This window comes from Lysinibacillus sp. NPDC093712 (assembly GCF_050280025.1).
Lineage (GTDB): Bacteria > Bacillota > Bacilli > Bacillales_A > Planococcaceae > Lysinibacillus.
The window spans coordinates 811,228-830,532 of the sequence record NZ_JBNNUU010000002.1 but is presented as its reverse complement, the minus strand read 5'-3'; the positions used below and the strand labels follow the sequence as shown (position 1 = coordinate 830,532).

Genomic DNA, 19,305 nt, shown 5'->3' with positions numbered 1-19,305 from the left:
GTACCATGATGAAATACACAGTCAATGGAGTATCATTTACAAAATGGTGACTTCTTTTGTTGTGCTATTTTAAGTACTAAGGGGGGTAACAGTCTTGTCGAAAGATCGAGAGTTTTTATGGCGTCGCTTACATTCTCTACTAGGTATCATTCCAGTAGGTCTGTTTTTAACGATGCACCTATTCATTAACTTTACAGCAACAGGCGGAGCAGAAAGTTACAATGATGCTACCGCAGTAATGGAAAAGATTCCATTTCTTATCCTAGTAGAGTGGATTGTCATCTACATTCCATTAATGTTCCACGCATTTTATGGTGTGTACATCGCATTCACTGCTACACCAAATACAGGGCGTTTTAGCACATACCGTAACTGGATGTTCTCATTACAACGTTTCACTGGTGTATTTTTAGTAATTTTCATTGCATGGCATATTTTCCAAACTCGTATTCAAAAAGCGCTTGGTACACACGTTGATTACGACATGATGGCAAGTATCGTTGCTAATCCATTTATGCTTGGATTCTATATTGTTGGTATTATATCAGCAACGTTCCACTTATCAAATGGTTTATGGGCATTCCTAGTAAGCTGGGGTATTACACAATCACCACAGTCTCAAAAGATTGCTACTTATGTAACAAACGTTCTTTTCGTAATTTTAAGTGTAGTTGGCGTGGCTGCTATTTTAGCTTTCGTTTAATTTAATAGAAGCTACTATAAGAGTGCATGCAATCATTGCAATTTTTTAAGAGGAGTGAGAAATAATCATGGCGAAAAGCAAAATAATTGTTGTTGGCGGCGGTTTAGCTGGTCTGATGGCAACGATTAAAGCAGCTGAAATTGGTACTGAAATTGATTTATTCTCATTAGTTCCTGTAAAACGCTCACACTCTGTATGTGCGCAAGGTGGAATTAATGGTGCCGTAAATACAAAAGGTGAAGGGGATTCTCCTTGGATTCACTTTGATGATACAGTATATGGTGGGGACTTCTTAGCGAACCAACCACCTGTTAAAGGTATGTGTGATGCAGCCCCTGGTATTATTCACTTAATGGACCGTATGGGTGTAATGTTCAACCGTACGCCAGAAGGTTTATTAGACTTCCGTCGTTTCGGTGGTACGTTAATGCACCGTACAGCATTCTCAGGTGCAACTACTGGTCAGCAATTACTATACGCGTTGGACGAGCAAGTTCGTTCTCACGAAGTAGCTGGATTAGTTAACAAATATGAACACTGGGAATTCCTTGGTGTAATTATCGATGATGACGGCGTTTGCCGCGGTATCGTAGCACAAAATATGCGTACAGAAGAAATTAAATCATTCCGTGCAGACGCTGTTATTATGGCGACTGGTGGACCTGGTATTATCTTCGGTAAAACAACAAACTCTGTTATTAACACAGGTTCTGCTGCTTCTATCGTATACCAACAAGGTGCTTCATACGCGAATGGTGAGTTCATTCAAATTCACCCAACAGCGATTCCTGGAGATGACAAAAACCGTCTAATGTCAGAATCTGCTCGTGGTGAAGGTGGTCGTATTTGGACATATAAAGACGGTAAACCTTGGTACTTCTTAGAAGAAAAATACCCTGCATACGGTAACTTAGTACCACGTGATATTGCAACACGTGAAATTTTTGACGTTTGTGTAAACCAAAAGCTTGGTATCAACGGCGAAAACATGGTATACCTAGATCTTTCTCATAAAGATCCACATGAATTAGATGTTAAACTTGGTGGTATCATTGAAATCTACGAAAAATTCGTAGGTGATGACCCACGTAAATTACCAATGAAAATTTTCCCAGCAGTTCACTATTCTATGGGTGGATTATGGGTTGACTACAACCAAATGACTGAAATTCCTGGTCTATTTGCAGCAGGTGAATGTGATTATTCTCAACATGGTGCAAACCGTCTAGGTGCAAACTCATTATTATCTGCTATTTATGGTGGTATGGTTGCTGGTCCAAATGCAGTTGATTACGTTAAACATCTTAAAAAGCATGCTGAAGATTTATCTCAAGATATCTTCGATGCACGTGTTAATGAAGAGCAATCTAAGTGGGATGCTATCATGAAAATGGATGGCACAGAAAACGCTTACCTTCTTCATAAAGAGCTTGGTGAGTTAATGACAGCTACAATGACAGTTGTACGCTTTAACGACCAACTTGAAGAAACTTATAAAAAACTTGGCGAATTCCAACAACGTTGGGAAAACATCAATATCAACGATACGCAAAAATGGAGTAACCAAGGTGCTCACTTTACTCGTCAGTTGAAAAACATGCTTTACTTAGCGAAAGTAATGACAAAAGGTGCTTTACTTCGTAATGAATCTCGTGGTGCGCACTATAAACCAGACTTCCCGCAACGTGATGATGAAAACTTCTTAAAAACAACTATGGCGAAATTCGACCCAGCTACGGGCGAGCCAGTTATCACATATCAAGAAGTAGACGTTTCATTAATCCCACCACGTAAACGTGACTACTCTGCGAAAGGAGACTAAGAATTATGGTAATCGCAGCTAATACTGGAAGAAAAGTAAAAGTTGAAATTTTACGTCAAGATACACAAGGTGGCCAAGGCTACTGGCAGAAATTCGAAGTTCCTTACCGTCATGGTATGAACGTTATTTCTGTGTTAATGGAGATTCAAAAAAACCCAGTGACAGAAACAGGTGAAAAAACAACACCAGTTTCATGGGACATGAACTGTCTTGAAGAAGTTTGTGGAGCATGTTCAATGGTAATCAATGGTCGTCCACGTCAATCATGTTCAACACTGATTGATCAATTGACTGAACCAGTTCGCCTTGAGCCAATGAAAACTTTCCCGGTAGTACGTGACTTACAAGTAGACCGTGATCGTATGTTCAACGCACTGAAAAAAGTAAAAGCATGGGTACCAATCGATGGTACTTATGATTTAGGTGAAGGTCCTCGTTTGCCAGAAGGTAAACGTCAATGGGCTTATGAATTATCTAAATGTATGACTTGTGGTGTATGTATGGAAGCGTGTCCAAACGTGTCTGAAAAAGCTTCATTCATTGGTCCAGCACCATTATCACAAGTACGTCTATTTAACACACACCCAACAGGTGCAATGATTAAGGACGAACGTTTAAATGCAATTATGGGTGACGGCGGTCTTGCTAACTGCGGTAACTCTCAAAACTGTGTAGCTGCTTGTCCTAAAGGTATTCCTTTAACAACATCTATCGCATCTTTAAACCGTGCAACAACAGTGCAAATGTTCCGTAACTTCTTCGGTTCTGACCATTACGTTGACTAATTGTACATGCAAATCCCTTACACAATTGTGTAAGGGATTTTTTTTATAGACTGTTAGTTATAAGAAAATAGGTAATTCGGGAATAAAACACTAAAATTTCTGATTTTTCTATCATAATATAGCAATTTCCTTTATAATGAATTTGTATTCATTTTTAAACTATTAAAATACGGCTAACTAAACAACAGTTTCATAAAACATAAGCTGGATACAGAATGAAGGGGGAAGTTAAATATGAAAGCAAGTTATATTGGGGATTTTGAGAAATGGGCAAATGATTTCTCATTTTATACTCAGGTACGTGTTCGTTTTTCAGAAACGGATATGTATGGCCATATGAATAATACAGTTAGCTTTACATATTTTGAACAGGCTAGGATTGATTATTTTAATCATCTGGGCATATTAATGCCTTCTGCAATTGATGACAATGTAAATGGGATTCCAATCGTAGCGGATTTACAATGTGATTATAGAAAGCAAGTTTTCTTCGATGATGTAATTCACGTGTATGCGAAAGTAGCTAAAGTAGGTAATTCATCAATGGATATTCATTACTTAGCAAAAAATCAAAAGGATGAAGTATGCTTTACGGGACGTGGTACCGTTGTACAAATGGACCCTCGAACAGGTAAAAGTGTGCCAATAACAGAAGAAGAAAAGGCACATTTAGCGGCATTAGCTATTATTTAGCTTGCATCAGCAACTGTCACTTTTATAAGTCGGGATGGGAATAAAGCTAAATCAAACTAAATGCGTAGATGTTACAAATTTAAAGAGGAGCTTTTCGACAAGTTCAAAAAAGCTGGACGTAACTATGCAAAGGTAATTGATTCATCTTTAATTTGTAAATTGCGCTATTATAGAAGAACTTCCGATTTTTTTGTGGAAACTGCGTATATTAATGAAAATAGCCGTCACCGCTCAACACTCCTTAACATAAGTTACAATACGTGCGGGGGAGGAGGGTGTGACTGAAAATGAATGGCTCTCATCATCGTTCTCTTTTAACAAACCGAGAACGTGAAATATTTGCGCTTTTATTAGCTGAAAAAACAACGAGGGATATTGCAGGGCAACTTGGTATTAGTGAAAAAACAGTGCGAAATCACATTTCCAATACAATTCAAAAGCTGGGTGTAACAAATCGATCTCAAGCGTTAATTGAGCTGTTACGCTTAGAAGAATTTAAATTAGACTAATGGACTCTTGCTATTTCATTAAAAAAACGACAAAATAGAACTATTCAACGTATTTTTAGGAGTGGAATAGTTATATGTCGGATGAAGTAACAAAGCACTCACCTGAAACCGTTGCAACGGTTGAAAAGGAACTACGCTATATAGCGGCCATTGTGAAGCAAAAAGGAAGAGAAATTGTTTCACAATATGCGATTACGCCGCCACAATTTGTTGCATTGCAGTGGTTAGAAGAGCTTGGTGATATTACAATTGGCGATTTATCAAACCGTTTATACTTAGCTTTTAGTACGACAACAGATTTAGTGGACCGAATGGAGAAAAATGAATTAGTCAAGCGAATGCGTGATGAAAATGACCGTCGTGTCGTTGTCGTTCATCTTCTCGAAAAAGGCGAACGTATTATTCAAGAGGTTATAGAAAAAAGACAGCAATATTTGCAGGAAATGCTTGTTGGATTTAACGAACAAGAAGTCGCGCAATTATCAAGCTATTTACAAAAACTACATGTACACATGAAACAGGATTGAGGCGGAAAGTATGAATGCCCCGATAGGCGTTATTGATTCAGGAGTAGGCGGTTTAACCGTAGCAAAGGAAATAATAAAACGTTTACCAAATGAAACGATTTATTATATTGGTGATACTGCAAGATGTCCCTATGGTCCTCGAACTCGTCAGGAAGTACGGAATTTTACTTGGCAAATGGCAAAAGCGCTAGAGAAAATGAATATCAAGATGCTAGTCATTGCTTGTAATACAGCGACTGCAGTAGCACTCGAAAGTTTACAACGTAATATGCCTTTTCCGATATTAGGCGTTATTAATGCTGGCGCACGTGCAGCTGTAAAGAAAACGAAGCGACATGAAGTCGTTGTGCTTGCAACAGAAGGAACAATTAAAAGTGGGGCATATGAAGAAGCATTATTATCTCTTAATACGTCTACCCACATTATTCCATTGGCTTGTCCAACATTCGTACCACTAGTAGAAAGTGGCGAATATAAAGGTGAATTTGCAAATAATTTAATTGCTGATGGCTTAAAACCGTTAAAAAACGAACAATTTGATACGGTCATTTTAGGATGTACACATTATCCTATTTTGCAAAAACAAATTGAAGCTGTTGTCGGAGAAGATGTATTCGTGCTATCTTCTGCGGAAGAAACAGCAAAGGATGTTGAGGAAATGCTTGCGTATAATGGCACTTTAGCAAATTCAAATGCTAAGCCCGCACATAAATTTTTTGCAACGGGTTCTGTTCCAATTTTCCGTTCGATTGCAGAAAGTTGGCTGGAGCAAGGTACGCTTGACATAAACCGTATTACATTAAAATAAAAATCAGCTTAGCTTAATAGCTAGGCTGATTTTTTTATTTCGTAATAATTTATGGAGCTAAATGTTTTACATAAATAAATAGATTGCAACGAACATCGCAGCACTTCCAGCCATTACAAAGACATGCCAAATTGCATGGTTGTACTTAATCTTTTTGTTCTTATAAAAATAAGTGCCAGCAGTATAAAAAATGCCGCCGATTAAAAGTGTCATAAACCCTTTGAATGAGATGTAGGCAACTAATGGCTTATAGGCGAAGACAATGAGCCAGCCCATGCCAATATAGACGATTAATGATATTTTTTTAAAACGATACACGAAAAATTGTTTTAGTATGATGCCGATGAAGGCAAGTACCCATTCAATAATAAAAATGCTCAATCCAAGCTTTCCACCAACCGCAATTAATGCAATCGGTGTATAAGTTCCAGCGATTAATAAGAAAATGGAGCTATGATCTAGTTTTTTTAAAAGTACCTTGTTTGTCGGCAGTGAGTGATACAAGGTAGATGCTATGTATAAACAAAACATCGATAAACCAAAAATAATGTAACTAATAAGCTCGGTGCTTGTACCAGTTGTTAAAGCTTTATGCACTAATAGAAGGGTAGCAGGAACTGTCAAAAATGCACCTATTCCATGTGTTAGCGCATTCCAAAATTCTTCCTTTATGGTATAACTATTATGCCCAATTGTTGGTTGAGACATGACCATCACCTCTTTCTTTATTATATTACTATAACATGAGGAGATTTTTCATTGTAGATGAAAATGTAATGCAATTTATATGATAAATATCATATATTGGGCGTAGTAAATCGTCGCACCAATGTAAAATATGATAAAATAAGGGCGCGAAAGATTTTAGGAGGCACGATTAATTATGACAAGATTTGATGGTAGAAATGCAGATGCATTGCGTCCTGTAAAAATGGATAGCGAATATTTATTACATCCAGAAGGCTCAGTATTGATCCAAGTTGGAAATACGAAAGTAATTTGTACGGCAACAGTTGAAGATAAAGTACCGGGTTTTTTACGCGGCCAAGGTAAAGGATGGATTACTGCTGAGTATTCCATGCTACCACGTGCCACAGCACAACGTACACCACGTGAATCGTCACGCGGAAAAGTAAACGGACGTACAATGGAAATCCAACGTCTTATTGGGCGTGCATTGCGTGCTATCGTCGATTTAGAGGCTTTGGGTGAACGTACAGTATGGATTGACTGTGATGTAATTCAAGCGGATGGTGGGACACGTACTGCGTCAATTACAGGTGCATTTGTAGCGATGACACAGGCGATTGCTAAGCTTGCTGAAGAAAAACAACTAGAAAAATTCCCAATTACAGATTTCTTAGCTGCTACAAGTGTAGGAATTGTTGAAGAGCAAGGTGCAGTTTTAGACTTAAACTATGTTGAAGATGTTGATGCAGCTGTAGATATGAACATCGTCATGACTGGTGCTGGCCGTTTTGTAGAACTACAGGGTACAGGGGAAGAAGCAACATTTTCACGAGAAGAATTAAATGAATTGCTAGCATTAGGTGAAAAAGGAATCCAAGAATTAATTGAACTACAAAAACAAGCGCTTGGAGATCTGGCTCATAAAGTAGGAGGAAACAGCTAATATGAAACAAGTTGTAATTGCTACAAAAAACAAAGGCAAAGCCAAAGATTTTGAAGCGTTATTTGCGCCCCTTGGCTATGAAGTGGTGACGATGTTTGATGTTGCGCCAAATATGGAAATAGAGGAAACAGGCACTACATTTGAAGAAAATGCTGTGTTAAAGGCAGAAGCTTTGGCGAAAGAGCTTGCTACTATTGTTATTGCAGATGATAGTGGGTTAGCTGTGGATGCGTTAAATGGTGAGCCAGGTGTTTATTCGGCACGTTATGCTGGAGATCATGATGACGAGGCGAATATGGTGAAGCTATTACAAAATTTACAAGACGTTGAAGAAAATAAGCGTACAGCTCGATTTTGTTGCTGCATTGCCATTGCAGGTCCAGAATTTGAAACAACAACTGTTTTTGGCACTTGTGAAGGTGTAATTGCACGTGAAAAACGTGGTACAAATGGCTTTGGATATGATCCAGTCTTTTTTGTACCAAGCTTAAATCGTATGATGGCTGAGTTATCGCCAGAAGAAAAAGGTGCTATTTCTCACCGTGGAAATGCCATTCGTAAGCTAAAGGATCAATTGCCAAATCTTATTAAGTAAGAGGTGATTCTATGCAAATATTAGTCATGAGTGATACACATGGAGATAGCGCTGTTATTGATAAAGTACGTAGCTTTTATCCAAATGTAGAAACTTTGATTCATTGTGGCGATAGTGAGCTTCCTTTCTCCCATGAAGCACTCAACGATATGAAGAAAGTTCGAGGAAATTGTGATATCGATAAAGCATTTCCAGATGAAGTCATTATGGAAGTGGAAGATGTTACTCTGTTTGTGACACATGGTCATTTATTTAATGTGAAAACATCCATTTTATCATTGTCGTATCGCGCAAAGGAGGTCGATGCACAAATTGCCTGCTTCGGCCACTCGCATGTATTAGGTGCTGAAATGATAGATGATGTCCTATTTATAAATCCAGGAAGCTTACTAAAGCCAAGAGGTCGCAACGAAAAAAGCTTTGCAATTATAGATATTCAAGATGATTATTTTCAGGTCAATTTCTTAACAGATGACAATGATTGTATTTCAACGCATAAGTTTGTTCGGAAATAAGTTAAATGGCAAAAACTAATATAAAAACGCTTAAGATTCTGCTAAAAGAGAGTTTAAGCGTTTTTATATTTATGCAAAGCAATGTTGTTGGAAATTATGACCATGAATTATTTGCATTATAGTAGTAAAACTAAATGAAAAGAACAAGGGTGATTAAATGACAATGGCAAACAACTTAAGTTGGAATTTTGATAATAGCTACGCTCGTCTACCAAGTTCATTCTATAGCAGCCTTCAATTGAATCGTGTACAATCACCAAAATTGGTGATTGTTAATGAGGCAGTGGCTAAGTCTCTTGGATTAGATTATCAGGCGCTCCAACGTGAAGACAGTATCGAGATACTTGCTGGAAATGAGGTGCCAAGTGGTGGATTACCGATAGCACAGGCTTATGCAGGACATCAATTTGGGCATTTTAACATGCTAGGAGACGGTAGAGCACTGCTGCTTGGCGAGCAAATCACACCTACAGGGGAGCGCTATGATATCGGGCTTAAAGGGTCAGGGCGAACACCATATTCTCGAGGAGGAGACGGTCGTGCAGCACTCGGTCCGATGCTCCGCGAATATATTATTAGTGAAGCGATGTATGCACTTGGCATTCCGACTTCTCGTAGTTTAGCGGTGGTAACGACAGGAGAAACAATCATACGTGAAACTGAACTACCTGGTGCTATTTTGACGCGTGTTGCGAGCAGTCATTTACGTGTAGGAACATTTCAATATGTGGCGCAATGGGGGACCAATGAAGAGCTTCAAATTTTAGCTGATTATGCGATTGAACGCCATTTCCCAATGATTGATCAGACGCAACCTAATCGCTATTTGAGCCTGCTTCAGGAAGTTATGGAGAGACAGGCTAAACTCATAGCACAATGGCAGCTAGTTGGCTTTATTCACGGTGTTATGAACACTGATAATATGACCATTAGTGGTGAAACAATAGATTATGGTCCTTGTGCTTTCATGGATACGTATAACCCTGCAACAGTTTTTAGCTCAATCGATAGACAAGGTCGCTATGCATATAGAAATCAGCCACCTATTGGAGGGTGGAATATTGCGCGTTTTGCTGAATCATTGCTTCCGCTCATTCATGACAACGAAGAAGAGGCAGTGACATTAGCCCAAGAAGTAATACAGCAATATCCTCAGCTGTATTACACCAATTGGTTATCAGGCATGCGAGCGAAATTAGGGATTTTTAATGAAGAAGAGCAAGATGCAACATTGATTGAAGAACTGCTAACATTAATGGAAAAGAATGATGCCGATTTTACGAATACATTCCGTGCTTTAACTTTTAATCAATGTGAAGGAATTTCACTATTTGATAGTACAGAATTTAAAAAATGGAATGAACAATGGCTAGCGAGACGTGGGAGACAAGAGGAAACTGAAGCGGCATCACAACAATTAATGCGAAATAACAACCCAGCGATTATTCCTAGAAACCACAGAGTAGAAGAAGCATTAGAAGCTGCTGTTACACATGGTGATTATCGTGTAATGGACAAGCTATTACAGGCACTTTCACAGCCATACGCCCATTTAGCTAATCAAGAAGAGTATGCAACGCTACCAGCACCAACGAGCTGTCCTTATCAAACGTTCTGTGGCACATAATCATATATTTAAAACGAAGGGATTTCATATCCTTCGTTTTTTTATTGATGTAAAAGGAAAGCGGTAACAGCACAAAACCTTTAAGCATACGTTATGTATGAATAACAGAAAAGGAGACTGTGCAACGTGCATCAATATTCTAAAGGTTGGTTTGTAAAGGAGCTACGTGCAAAGGGAATATTAGTACATCCTCAATTAAAGAGCCATCTAGGGCTTTTTAAAGAATCTGAACTACGCAATTTATATTACCGCTATGTTGATAAGCAACCAATCGATACGGAGAAATGATAGGTTGGTTTAAATAAAAGGGAAACACTAGTTTATAGGAAAATACACCAGATTGATGGACAAAAGATATTGTCGATGAATCTGGTTTTTTATTGATTCGTTTAATAGAAGTGGTAGCGAAATTCATAACAATTGCCATTGCAATCATATCCGACATTTCGAGTACCTCTGCTTCTATCTCATCAAAAACTTGCACATCTGTTTGATAGTTTTTTTGAATCATGGAAACAGCTTCTTTTTTCGTTAAAGCTAAATGGCTATAAAACATTTGCTGTACAGCTTCTTTCCTCAAATAACGATTAATCGTACTTAAAAATATAGCAATATCATCGGCATTACGATACCATTCTTTTTCTTTTGCTGCTGCTGTTGCCGCATCGCCTTTATTCGCTGCTGTAACGAGCTGTGCTGCAATAAGTAGATGCTCTTTAATAAGCTCGGCGTACCGATCAGCTATTTGATCACTATAGAATGGACGAAGATAATTTCCTAAATCAGTCGCATTTTTGTAAAAGACGCGTTTGCACAAATGGTAAATCTGGCAAACCAAAGACAATGCTAATAATGGTCATCCTCGTCCAATTGACATGGTCCATCCACAACAGTCGATTCATAGCTAAATAATCAGATTCGGCTTTACTGATGCACTTTCGATTATCGCGCTGTGGTTGTAAAAAGTGCCGAATAGGCGCTTTATACCGCTTGGATGGGGCAGTATAGATGGCGCTTAATGAATTGCTATAATATTCATTTGGATACGGAAACAATGCACGTTCACTTCCTCATGAATACATTCTATTGTAGAATACTCGACAAGATTTTTGAGTGTGCATGAATGCAGAGCGTGCATTATTCTTCATACATCATTTTCTTTGTCATACCTCCATCGACAGTAAGATTAATACCAGTAACAAATCGATTTGCTGGATTAGTTAAATATAGACATGCTTGAGCAATATCCTCCGGCACGCCAACACGTCCTAATAAATGTTGTGCATGATCGATGGAACGTAACTGTTCATAATCCCCCGTTTCAATCCAACCAGGCGATATACAATTGACCGTAATCTGATCTGACCCTAAAGAGCGTGCTAAAGCGTGTGTTAAAGCGACAATACCGCCCTTCGTAGCGGCATATGCTTCGGTATGGGGCTCAGACATAAAAGCCCGTGTAGAGGCTAAAGAAACAATCGAACCACCATTCTCATTCGTCCGCATTATTTTAGCCGCCTCTCGTGAACAGAATAAAACACTTGTTAAATTCGTTTGTAAAATATCATGCCATTGTGCAAACGTAATATTATAAGGAGACAGTTGCAGAAACTTTCCAGCATTATTAATTAAAATTGTAATCGTCCCGTAATGTTGAACCGTTTGTTGCATTAAAGAAATAATATCTTGTTCCTTTGTAACATCTGTCTCTACGAATAATGCCGAATAACCTTGCCCATGCATTTCTTGCTCCAGCTGTTTACCGAGCTCTACATTGACATCTGCAATGACAACCTTCGCACCACTTTTTGCATATGCTAGCACTACACCTTTTCCAATTCCTTGTGCACCACCAGTTACGACAACAACAGCGTTTTCAAACATACTCATTCCTCCAATTTTTACTTTTCATTATTTTAGCAAAAATAGGGCAGTGAACTATATTGAAATGGCATAAAGAAACATCTAGATTCATACAATAAATAGGTATATAATATTTTCAAGGCAAACCTTGCCTTCATAGTAAAAATAATGTTGACATTATGTTATATACGACATATAATAAATATTGTCTTTCCTAAGAGAAAATTAAATTAGAAATTAGGAACACACATCATGTCTCAGTAGCTCAGCAGGATAGAGCAACGGCCTTCTAAGCCGTCGGTCGGGGGTTCGAATCCCTCCTGGGACGTCTATAAAACAGTCACAAACCATTGATACCATTGAGTTTGTGAGAAACTAGGGATTCGGTCAGGGCTTCGGTCACTGATGTAGAATCCCTTTTTTATTACCCTGAAAATTACGTGAATATAGTACCGAAATTATCTTCCAATTTAAATGAATGGAGGATTTTTTTATGACCAAAAAGTCAGGGTTATTTGATGTAGACTTCTCACTAATAACTAAAGAGCTTACCGCTTCTATTAAAGGGGAGAAGACAACTACCGCTTCCTACAAGCTCTTTTCAGAAGCGGTGAGAACTATTTTAAGTCAAATGGAGGTTAGCGGCTATAGACCCCGTACCATCAAGGATTATGATACAGTACTGAGAAACTTCTCAAAGAGTGCGGGGGTTACCTATTTGGAAGAAATCACAGTAGATACTATTTATTCATGGCTTGATAGTATGCATGTAGTGAATCAAACAAAGCTAACACGCCTAAAGGTTCTGAAATCGTTCTTAGGTAAGTGTTTCACCAATGGTTGGCTGACACTTAAACTTTTGGCAATCAATCAATGTGAAGGTAGATAAGAAGGTTAAAAAGGGAGCAAAGCCAAATGACATTGCAATCTTAGTGTCGTTAATTGATAAAAGTACATTCATTGGTCTGAGAGATGTAACGGCTATTTTAACGATGTACAAGACAGGGATTCGCATTAACACTCTAGGACAGTTAAACGAGCGACATATTGATTGGGAGAATAAATGCTTAGTGCTAGATGGAGCGATATTGAAAAACCACCAAGTGTTGAAGTTACCAATAGATGAACAGCTAGTAAGTCTATACCAAGTGCTGATTCAATGTAATGATAGACTAAGAAAACACTATGGAGAAAGTAATACCAACTTGTTTATATCCTCGAAGGCAACACCATTGAACACGAAGTCAACCAACAATGCCATTTCTAAACAGCTTACTAAGTATGCTAAGCGCTATGGACTTGAGAATATCAATGCACATGCTATTAGGAGAGCCTACGCAAAGAACTTACATGAAAAGGGAGCAAGTATAGCATTAATATCTAAAGCCCTCAGTCATTCAGATTTAGCTGTCACAACACAATACTTGGACTTAGATGTTGAGGAAGTGGCGAAGGATTTGAGAGAGTACCTATAAATTCTATGGCAGTCTATGTCATAGATTCAAGATTTTTTTGTTTCTGTGATGTAGTCAGTCATTTTTACACAAAGCAGTTGTCTTTAGTTAGCATTCGTTTAGAGTTAACATGTCGATGCAGTTAAATAAAAAAGTTTCAAAAATACCCTGTCAAAAGTAGAAATAGAATATATAATAGTAAGTGTGAAGAGTTTTTAGGCACATACAGCAGAACATACATCTCGACAATGAGATAGTGCCTAGTATAGTCAAATAGGTTTTTGAAATCCTTTTAAAGGGGTTTATTTAAGTTTGCCTTTTATGTTTCGTATTAGGCTTATTAAGAATAGGCTTTTTAAGGATATGGCTATGCTATGGATTGTCTGTTATTTTGATTATTTGGTCTAAGAACGAAAGAACGTAAACCAAACATTTCAAATGATAGACACTTTTAAACGCTAGTTTATGAGTGTCTTTTTATATTCTACAACGATACTAGCTGAATGGACTATTAGTGCAAAAATGGTTTCATTCAGTACCTCCAATTTCCATCATCAACCTACATTTGAGTATCTTCATGACACCTTTATTACCCAGTTTAAAGAAAGAACTCTATAAAGAGAGAACAAGAGAGGAGAAAAGAAATTAAATTGGAAATTTTTATAAAAGTGCAGAATAGATTAATAACCGAAAACTCAGAATCTCACCTGTCTGTTAATGGTTTATATCTGTATGTACTGATTAATTCACAGCTGAATATTAACAAGACATTTTCTACAAATAGAGATGTTTTGATTCAACAGCTAGAGGGGATATACGGCTCTAAACGAAGTACCATCGTTACAAAACTGAATGGTGCATTAGAAGAGTTATTAGAAAAGACACCTTTAATTGTTGAAAACTCGGATTGGAAAAATAGTTCGAGCAAAGACTTATTAGCTTTCCGTATGCCTGAGAACACAGAGAACCATACACAAGTACCATTTGAAGTGATAGAGTCGCTGAATAATGTGGATATGCTTTATATCTATGTGTGTGTTGCTCGATGGGTAAACAAAGATAAAGGCTTCTTTAAGTGTCCTTATACACGTTGGGCGGAATTGCTCCAATGTTCAGAGCGAACAGCTAAAAGCAAAATCAAAGAAGCTGTATCTAAGAAAGTAATATTCGTTAATCGTGGGAACTATATTGAAGGTTCTTCCAAGCAACAAGAGGTTAATGAATACCATATCAAACCGATTCCACAGGGTTCTAAGACTCTTGCTTCAATTTCATATGAAAAAGCAGCTAATAGCAAGTATATGGATGGAATCATGGGTTATGACAGCACCCCTTTAAGTGAGCGGAAGGGTATGCAAGAATACGCTTATCAAGTTGATGAAGCAATTAGAGCATTTGAAAATATGGATAAAAAGTTCTTTCCAAATGATGAACACTATTATCCTGTAGCAATTGCGGCGAGAAGAAAGAAAACACACCTGCTAGCACCTGAAGAAGAAAAGCTATTAGATGTGGCGCAACGGAGAATTAAAATCTTATCAACAAACCCGAAGCTAAAAACAATTGTTGATGACAAGGTTGAAAAGGCTAATAGAAAAGTTAGCCAAATCAGTAAAACTGATATTTTATTTGTAACGCATCAAGACAAAATTAAACAGAAATCGCCTAAGAATCAGTCTAATATGAATACATTTGAAAAAGCTTGTTTAGAGCATGAAGACCCATTCGGCGAAGACTAAGAGGAGATAATAGAAATGATAACTAATACAAATCAAAATGAGGTAAAAGTAACAGGAAACGCTACTGAAAAGAAAAAGCGACAACGTGGGAACTTTATAGTAGAAGAAGGAAATATTTTAAAAGTATTCCCGAATGTTTTTGATGCAATACCGTTTATTTTCGATATTGATGACAGAGCATTAATAGAAAAATATACTATCTGTAGAAATGCAGAAGGGTATGCAATTGCCAGTGATAAAAATCTTGGTAAAAAGGTATCCTTACATCGAGTAGTGATGAATATGTTAGATAAGCCTTCAAAAGACTATGTAGACCATATTAATGGAGATAAAAATGATAATCGAAAATGTAATCTACGTATTTGTCACGAAGATGATGCATCTAATGCAAAAAATAAAAATCGTAAGTTTGTTGGGCATGAGCGAGTGGTGAAATATCGCCAACCTGATGATACATTCGTTTTAAATGTATCGAATGGCATTATTCAAGATGTAGAATTTGTCTATGCAGAGTTCAAACACTTATTAGAAGATGAAGATGTTTTGTGGAATCAGGGAGTAGATAAAGGTTTAAAGATTATTATCCTTCGTAATGAAAAGCTAGCATTAGAACAAATGGGCGCTAGTCTAAGAGGAACAAATGAGTATACAGTAGCCCAAACGGAATATGATAATTATCAACAATTGAAGGTGTTTCTTGTGACAGCTTATAAAAATGCATGGGCATTTAGCCTAGAATCTAAATTGCCTAAAGGTTTGTCATTTATCGGTAACAAGTTGTTTATTGTTGAAGATAAACATAAGAATTCAAAAGAAATGCATGAGTCAATGGAGCAACCTTTAATTATCTTTTACGGCAATAAGCATAATCAAGAACCAGCAGGTAAGCATTTGAAAAAACCTGATGGTGAAATGATTTACAATTAGTAATTTAGAGAGCGCATCGTACTATTGATGTGCTTTCTTTTTTTAGTCTCACAGAACATTCGCACTCAGGCGATTCGAGAATTGGATAGGAGTATACTTGGTTGCGTGGATTGCTCTAAGGTTGCTTCTCAGTTCAAAAGCAATGGCTATATTGCTTTTTATAGAAATACGGTCGCTTTTTGTCTTATAATGGAATAAATACATAATATAAGGGGTGTAAGTTGTGGTAGAGATGGTTGCTGAATCTAGACAGAATGAATCAAGTGAAACGGAAACTGAGACAAAGAAATTAAAAGTTGGTTTAATAATGCCTATATCGCATACTGAAGGTTATCCTGTAGGGCATTGGGGTGACGTGAGGAAAATAATTGAGGAAGCATTGAGTGAGTTTGAGGATTATAAAGTTGAAGTAAGTATGGTTAGCGAAGCAGAGGATTCTACATTAATTCAAAAAACAATAATTCAAAGAATCTATTCTGATGATATTGTAATTGTTGATGTTAGTTCTAAGAATCCAAATGTAATGTTCGAACTAGGTGTAAGATTGGCATTTGATAGACCGTTTATATTGTTGAAAGATGATTCAACAGATTATGTTTTTGATATTTCATCTATATATCGTATAAATTACCCGAGAGATTTAAGGTATAAAGATATTGTTGATATGAAAAATCAATTGAAAATGAAATTAGATGCTACTTATAAGAAGTCGTTAAAAGAAGAAAGTATGTACTTAAAGGATTTTGGTACATTTAAAGTAGCGAATTTGCAAAGCACAGAATTACCTATGATGGACTATCTTCAAAAAATGTTTAGTGATGTTAAGCGAGAAATTAGAGAAGTAAAGCCTAATAAGGTTGAATCGAAATTAACGTATCAATTCAATGAAGAAAATAGGAAGAAAAGAGATAAGATATTAAAAGATAGAATTAAATTGATAGTTAATGAATATATTGCGAATAATGATATTGGAGATGGTACTGAGTTATTCAGTGATGACCATGAGGTTAGAGATTTGATTTATAGAGATAATGTGGTTAAGAGTATAACTGTAGATGAAAATACATTATATTTAGCGTTAAGCCATGTTTTGAGTGACCTTGGTTATTTCCCTTTTTAATATATTGCTATGCGGTAGAGTGAATCAATGCTCTATCGTTTTTATTTGGTCGAAGTATGATTATTGAAATGGCGCTCAGCGTAATTGAGTGACCAACTATTCATATGTTCTTTTCTCGATTCGCCTAAGAGTGCTGTTGAGAACTTGAATGACAACAGATAAAGCCATGCCACAAGTACTTAGTTCAGCACCTGAGGCTTTCACAATACCATAAAAGATTTGACAGCCTTAATGGAACATCATGAAAGCCATACTTTCCATTCGTTTGATGGTTTGTGAAGTTAAGTTATGATATTGAACGCAAAGTACATTCCAACTAGGATAGCTAACGTAATAAAAGGTTTGAAAACCCACTGTGGGGCTTTAATAATTTTCAAAGCTAATCCTATAGCAACACCTGCTCCAAGCATGATTATTAGAATAAGAGCTAATTGAATTTCCATTTTATTTATAACTGAATTATCTATAAAAAAATCCATTCTCTATTTCCTCCTTCTTTATTTGTAATTGTAAATGAAGTAGTAAGTGATAGCATTAATGTATTTTTGATATTAATAGGGTTGGTGCAACTCAATCATTTGACCGTTATCACAGGGCAAAAGGATAAGGGCAAAATAGATTCAACTTTGAGTTAACTAGAATAATAATAGCAAACTCCTAGAAGTGTTTAACGAGCTAGTGAGCATTGATAGGGAGCAGAGGAATCCATTTGACACAGGCTATCTAATAGTTGCTATAGGAACATTTATGGGGCTACAGGATAGGTTGCGAAAGCATAACAAAAGGACTTGTGTGAGTGATTAGACATACTGCATACAAGCCCCATAGATTTAAAAGTTGAGAATTTAGAATTATGTAACATTAGGAATGTGAGATACCGAATCGTTTACGTTGTTCAGGTGTCATAAACTGTACTACAAACTCTAAATTAATTTGACTAAGTGTAGCGATTTGCTCCTGTTCTCTTTGTTTTCTTAAACTTACTTTCACTATACTTTTAAACGCACGTTTTCCCATATCACTAAGAGTTGGATAGAAATTGTATAAATGCTTTAATTGATTAGGAGTTAATTTTCCATCTTTTTTTATCTGTTCAGCAATGCTCTTGTAGAATGAATTGTTGGAATTGGCTAATCTCTCATCCAATGCTTCATTTAAAATTTTTTTGAAGTATTCGTTCTTATCTTTTGATAAGCGCTTCTCATTAACAAGATTACCTTCTATATCATAGAAATCAGTTTTAAAATCATCTGTAAATTTCTTGATACATTCTGAACCAACAATCATTACATTTTTATTCAAACTATTAATAATAGTGTACTCGTAGCGGATTTCCTCATGGTTACATAATTCACATTCTGCTTCACAATATTCATTGTCTTCTAGTCCGTTGTAAAGCCATTCTTGACGTGCTTTTTGGAAATCTTCTTGTTCTTCACTCTTTTTAAAGAGATTTTCCATTGCACGTCTTAACCAACTATTATTCAATATTATCCCTCCACTTATTTTATTTAATTGGAAATTATACGTAAAAATCATACCATAGTAAATTTTAGTTTGATAGATAAATGGAAATGTACAACAAGAAAGATTGACTGTTACAAAACCAACGAGACGAGCAGGTTAAAGGAGCATAGAAGTCTATTCAACAATAAAGCGCAGCGATTCATGGGGAAAATCCTATACAATACTCAAATTAAATGGTTATCCAAATAGTAGCGGTACATAAGGGTAAAAGTATCATCATCTAAAACGTGTGAATGAATACCGCTATTTCATAAAGAAACTAGGGTCTTGACGAGAGGGAGTACGATAACATTAAAATCATTAAGGAATCTTTCAATTGTAAAAGAAAAATAGAGAATCAAACAATGGGAATAAAAAACAACTAAAGGCAACTGCTATTGTGAAAAATGCCTTTAGCTGAAAAAGGTGTGGATTATAGGGATATTTTAGAGATATTCAAAGAAGTTATAATTGACGCT

Annotated in this window: 21 protein-coding genes, 1 tRNA gene and 1 pseudogene; 18 read left to right on the top strand and 5 right to left on the bottom strand. The window is 36.7% G+C overall.

What is annotated here, in order from left to right:
- The first annotated feature begins 94 nt into the window (after positions 1 to 94).
- The 7 genes from ACQKNX_RS11665 to racE all read left to right on the top strand — a co-directional run bounded on the left by ACQKNX_RS11665 (position 95) and on the right by racE (position 5,847).
- A complete protein-coding gene (locus ACQKNX_RS11665; protein WP_427429009.1) occupies positions 95 to 703 on the top strand; it encodes a succinate dehydrogenase cytochrome b558 subunit in 609 nt (202 codons plus the stop codon).
- Between the two features lie 67 nt (positions 704 to 770).
- Positions 771 to 2,525: a succinate dehydrogenase flavoprotein subunit gene (sdhA, locus tag ACQKNX_RS11660; RefSeq protein ID WP_427429008.1), complete on the top strand. Its 1,755-nt coding sequence runs from the start codon at positions 771 to 773 to the stop codon at positions 2,523 to 2,525.
- A gap of 5 nt (positions 2,526 to 2,530) precedes the next feature.
- Positions 2,531 to 3,310, top strand: coding sequence for a succinate dehydrogenase iron-sulfur subunit (gene sdhB / locus ACQKNX_RS11655; protein WP_427429007.1), 780 nt, complete (start codon positions 2,531 to 2,533; stop codon positions 3,308 to 3,310).
- Positions 3,311 to 3,544: 234 nt separating this feature from the next.
- Positions 3,545 to 4,003: an acyl-CoA thioesterase gene (locus ACQKNX_RS11650; RefSeq protein ID WP_427429006.1), complete on the top strand. Its 459-nt coding sequence runs from the start codon at positions 3,545 to 3,547 to the stop codon at positions 4,001 to 4,003.
- A 287-nt stretch (positions 4,004 to 4,290) separates the two neighbouring features.
- Positions 4,291 to 4,512 (top strand): helix-turn-helix domain-containing protein, encoded by a 222-nt coding sequence (locus ACQKNX_RS11645; RefSeq protein ID WP_172772342.1) that lies wholly within the window; start codon positions 4,291 to 4,293, stop codon positions 4,510 to 4,512.
- 74 nt (positions 4,513 to 4,586) lie between these two features.
- Entirely contained in the window at positions 4,587 to 5,039 is a 453-nt protein-coding gene (locus tag ACQKNX_RS11640) for a MarR family winged helix-turn-helix transcriptional regulator (protein WP_172772341.1), read from the top strand.
- Positions 5,040 to 5,049: 10 nt separating this feature from the next.
- Positions 5,050 to 5,847: a glutamate racemase gene (gene racE / locus ACQKNX_RS11635; protein WP_427429005.1), complete on the top strand. Its 798-nt coding sequence runs from the start codon at positions 5,050 to 5,052 to the stop codon at positions 5,845 to 5,847.
- A 66-nt stretch (positions 5,848 to 5,913) separates the two neighbouring features.
- Here the strand turns inward: racE and trhA are convergent, their stop codons facing one another.
- On the bottom strand, positions 5,914 to 6,555 hold the full coding sequence (gene trhA, locus ACQKNX_RS11630; RefSeq protein WP_427429004.1) for a PAQR family membrane homeostasis protein TrhA: 642 nt from the start codon (positions 6,553 to 6,555) through the stop codon (positions 5,914 to 5,916).
- Between the two features lie 175 nt (positions 6,556 to 6,730).
- Here trhA and rph point away from each other — a divergent pair, with 175 nt between their 5' ends.
- The 5 genes from rph (at position 6,731) to ACQKNX_RS11605 (ending at position 10,505) form a co-directional block, all read left to right on the top strand.
- Complete coding sequence (gene rph / locus ACQKNX_RS11625) at positions 6,731 to 7,480, top strand: ribonuclease PH (protein WP_427429003.1); 750 nt, start codon at positions 6,731 to 6,733, stop codon at positions 7,478 to 7,480.
- Position 7,481: 1 nt separating this feature from the next.
- Positions 7,482 to 8,075: an XTP/dITP diphosphatase gene (locus ACQKNX_RS11620; protein WP_427429002.1), complete on the top strand. Its 594-nt coding sequence runs from the start codon at positions 7,482 to 7,484 to the stop codon at positions 8,073 to 8,075.
- A gap of 11 nt (positions 8,076 to 8,086) precedes the next feature.
- On the top strand, positions 8,087 to 8,590 hold the full coding sequence (locus ACQKNX_RS11615; protein ID WP_427429001.1) for a metallophosphoesterase: 504 nt from the start codon (positions 8,087 to 8,089) through the stop codon (positions 8,588 to 8,590).
- Positions 8,591 to 8,753: 163 nt separating this feature from the next.
- Positions 8,754 to 10,217, top strand: coding sequence for a protein adenylyltransferase SelO (locus tag ACQKNX_RS11610; RefSeq protein WP_427429000.1), 1,464 nt, complete (start codon positions 8,754 to 8,756; stop codon positions 10,215 to 10,217).
- A 126-nt stretch (positions 10,218 to 10,343) separates the two neighbouring features.
- Complete coding sequence (locus ACQKNX_RS11605) at positions 10,344 to 10,505, top strand: DUF2639 domain-containing protein (RefSeq protein ID WP_340823188.1); 162 nt, start codon at positions 10,344 to 10,346, stop codon at positions 10,503 to 10,505.
- A gap of 118 nt (positions 10,506 to 10,623) precedes the next feature.
- On the opposite strand, the pseudogene ACQKNX_RS11600 reads toward ACQKNX_RS11605, so the two are convergent.
- Positions 10,624 to 11,227 (bottom strand): annotated as a pseudogene (locus ACQKNX_RS11600) (hypothetical protein); the annotation flags it as partial.
- Between the two features lie 127 nt (positions 11,228 to 11,354).
- Complete coding sequence (locus ACQKNX_RS11595; protein ID WP_427428999.1) at positions 11,355 to 12,101, bottom strand: SDR family NAD(P)-dependent oxidoreductase; 747 nt, start codon at positions 12,099 to 12,101, stop codon at positions 11,355 to 11,357.
- Between the two features lie 233 nt (positions 12,102 to 12,334).
- Here ACQKNX_RS11595 and ACQKNX_RS11590 point away from each other — a divergent pair.
- From ACQKNX_RS11590 to ACQKNX_RS11565, 6 genes are all read left to right on the top strand, one after another.
- Positions 12,335 to 12,408: transfer RNA gene (locus ACQKNX_RS11590), tRNA-Arg, on the top strand.
- Positions 12,409 to 12,573: 165 nt separating this feature from the next.
- The gene (locus ACQKNX_RS11585) at positions 12,574 to 12,969 is read left to right on the top strand and encodes a hypothetical protein (protein ID WP_427428998.1); all 396 of its coding nucleotides are present in this window, start codon (positions 12,574 to 12,576) and stop codon (positions 12,967 to 12,969) included.
- Complete coding sequence (locus ACQKNX_RS11580; protein ID WP_427428997.1) at positions 12,956 to 13,555, top strand: tyrosine-type recombinase/integrase; 600 nt, start codon at positions 12,956 to 12,958, stop codon at positions 13,553 to 13,555. The genes ACQKNX_RS11585 and ACQKNX_RS11580 overlap by 14 nt, the downstream gene beginning before the upstream one ends.
- A 629-nt stretch (positions 13,556 to 14,184) precedes the next feature.
- Complete coding sequence (locus ACQKNX_RS11575) at positions 14,185 to 15,273, top strand: hypothetical protein (protein ID WP_427428996.1); 1,089 nt, start codon at positions 14,185 to 14,187, stop codon at positions 15,271 to 15,273.
- Between the two features lie 15 nt (positions 15,274 to 15,288).
- Positions 15,289 to 16,200, top strand: a complete 912-nt coding sequence (locus ACQKNX_RS11570) for a hypothetical protein (protein ID WP_427428995.1) — start codon at positions 15,289 to 15,291, stop codon at positions 16,198 to 16,200.
- A 223-nt stretch (positions 16,201 to 16,423) separates the two neighbouring features.
- Positions 16,424 to 17,320, top strand: coding sequence for a hypothetical protein (locus ACQKNX_RS11565; RefSeq protein WP_427428994.1), 897 nt, complete (start codon positions 16,424 to 16,426; stop codon positions 17,318 to 17,320).
- Positions 17,321 to 17,601: 281 nt separating this feature from the next.
- Here the strand turns inward: ACQKNX_RS11565 and ACQKNX_RS11560 are convergent, their stop codons facing one another.
- Both ACQKNX_RS11560 and ACQKNX_RS11555 read right to left on the bottom strand, forming a co-directional pair.
- The gene (locus tag ACQKNX_RS11560) at positions 17,602 to 17,799 is read right to left on the bottom strand and encodes a hypothetical protein (protein ID WP_426761402.1); all 198 of its coding nucleotides are present in this window, start codon (positions 17,797 to 17,799) and stop codon (positions 17,602 to 17,604) included.
- A gap of 382 nt (positions 17,800 to 18,181) precedes the next feature.
- Positions 18,182 to 18,808: a hypothetical protein gene (locus tag ACQKNX_RS11555; protein ID WP_427428993.1), complete on the bottom strand. Its 627-nt coding sequence runs from the start codon at positions 18,806 to 18,808 to the stop codon at positions 18,182 to 18,184.
- Positions 18,809 to 19,305: the final 497 nt, after the last annotated feature.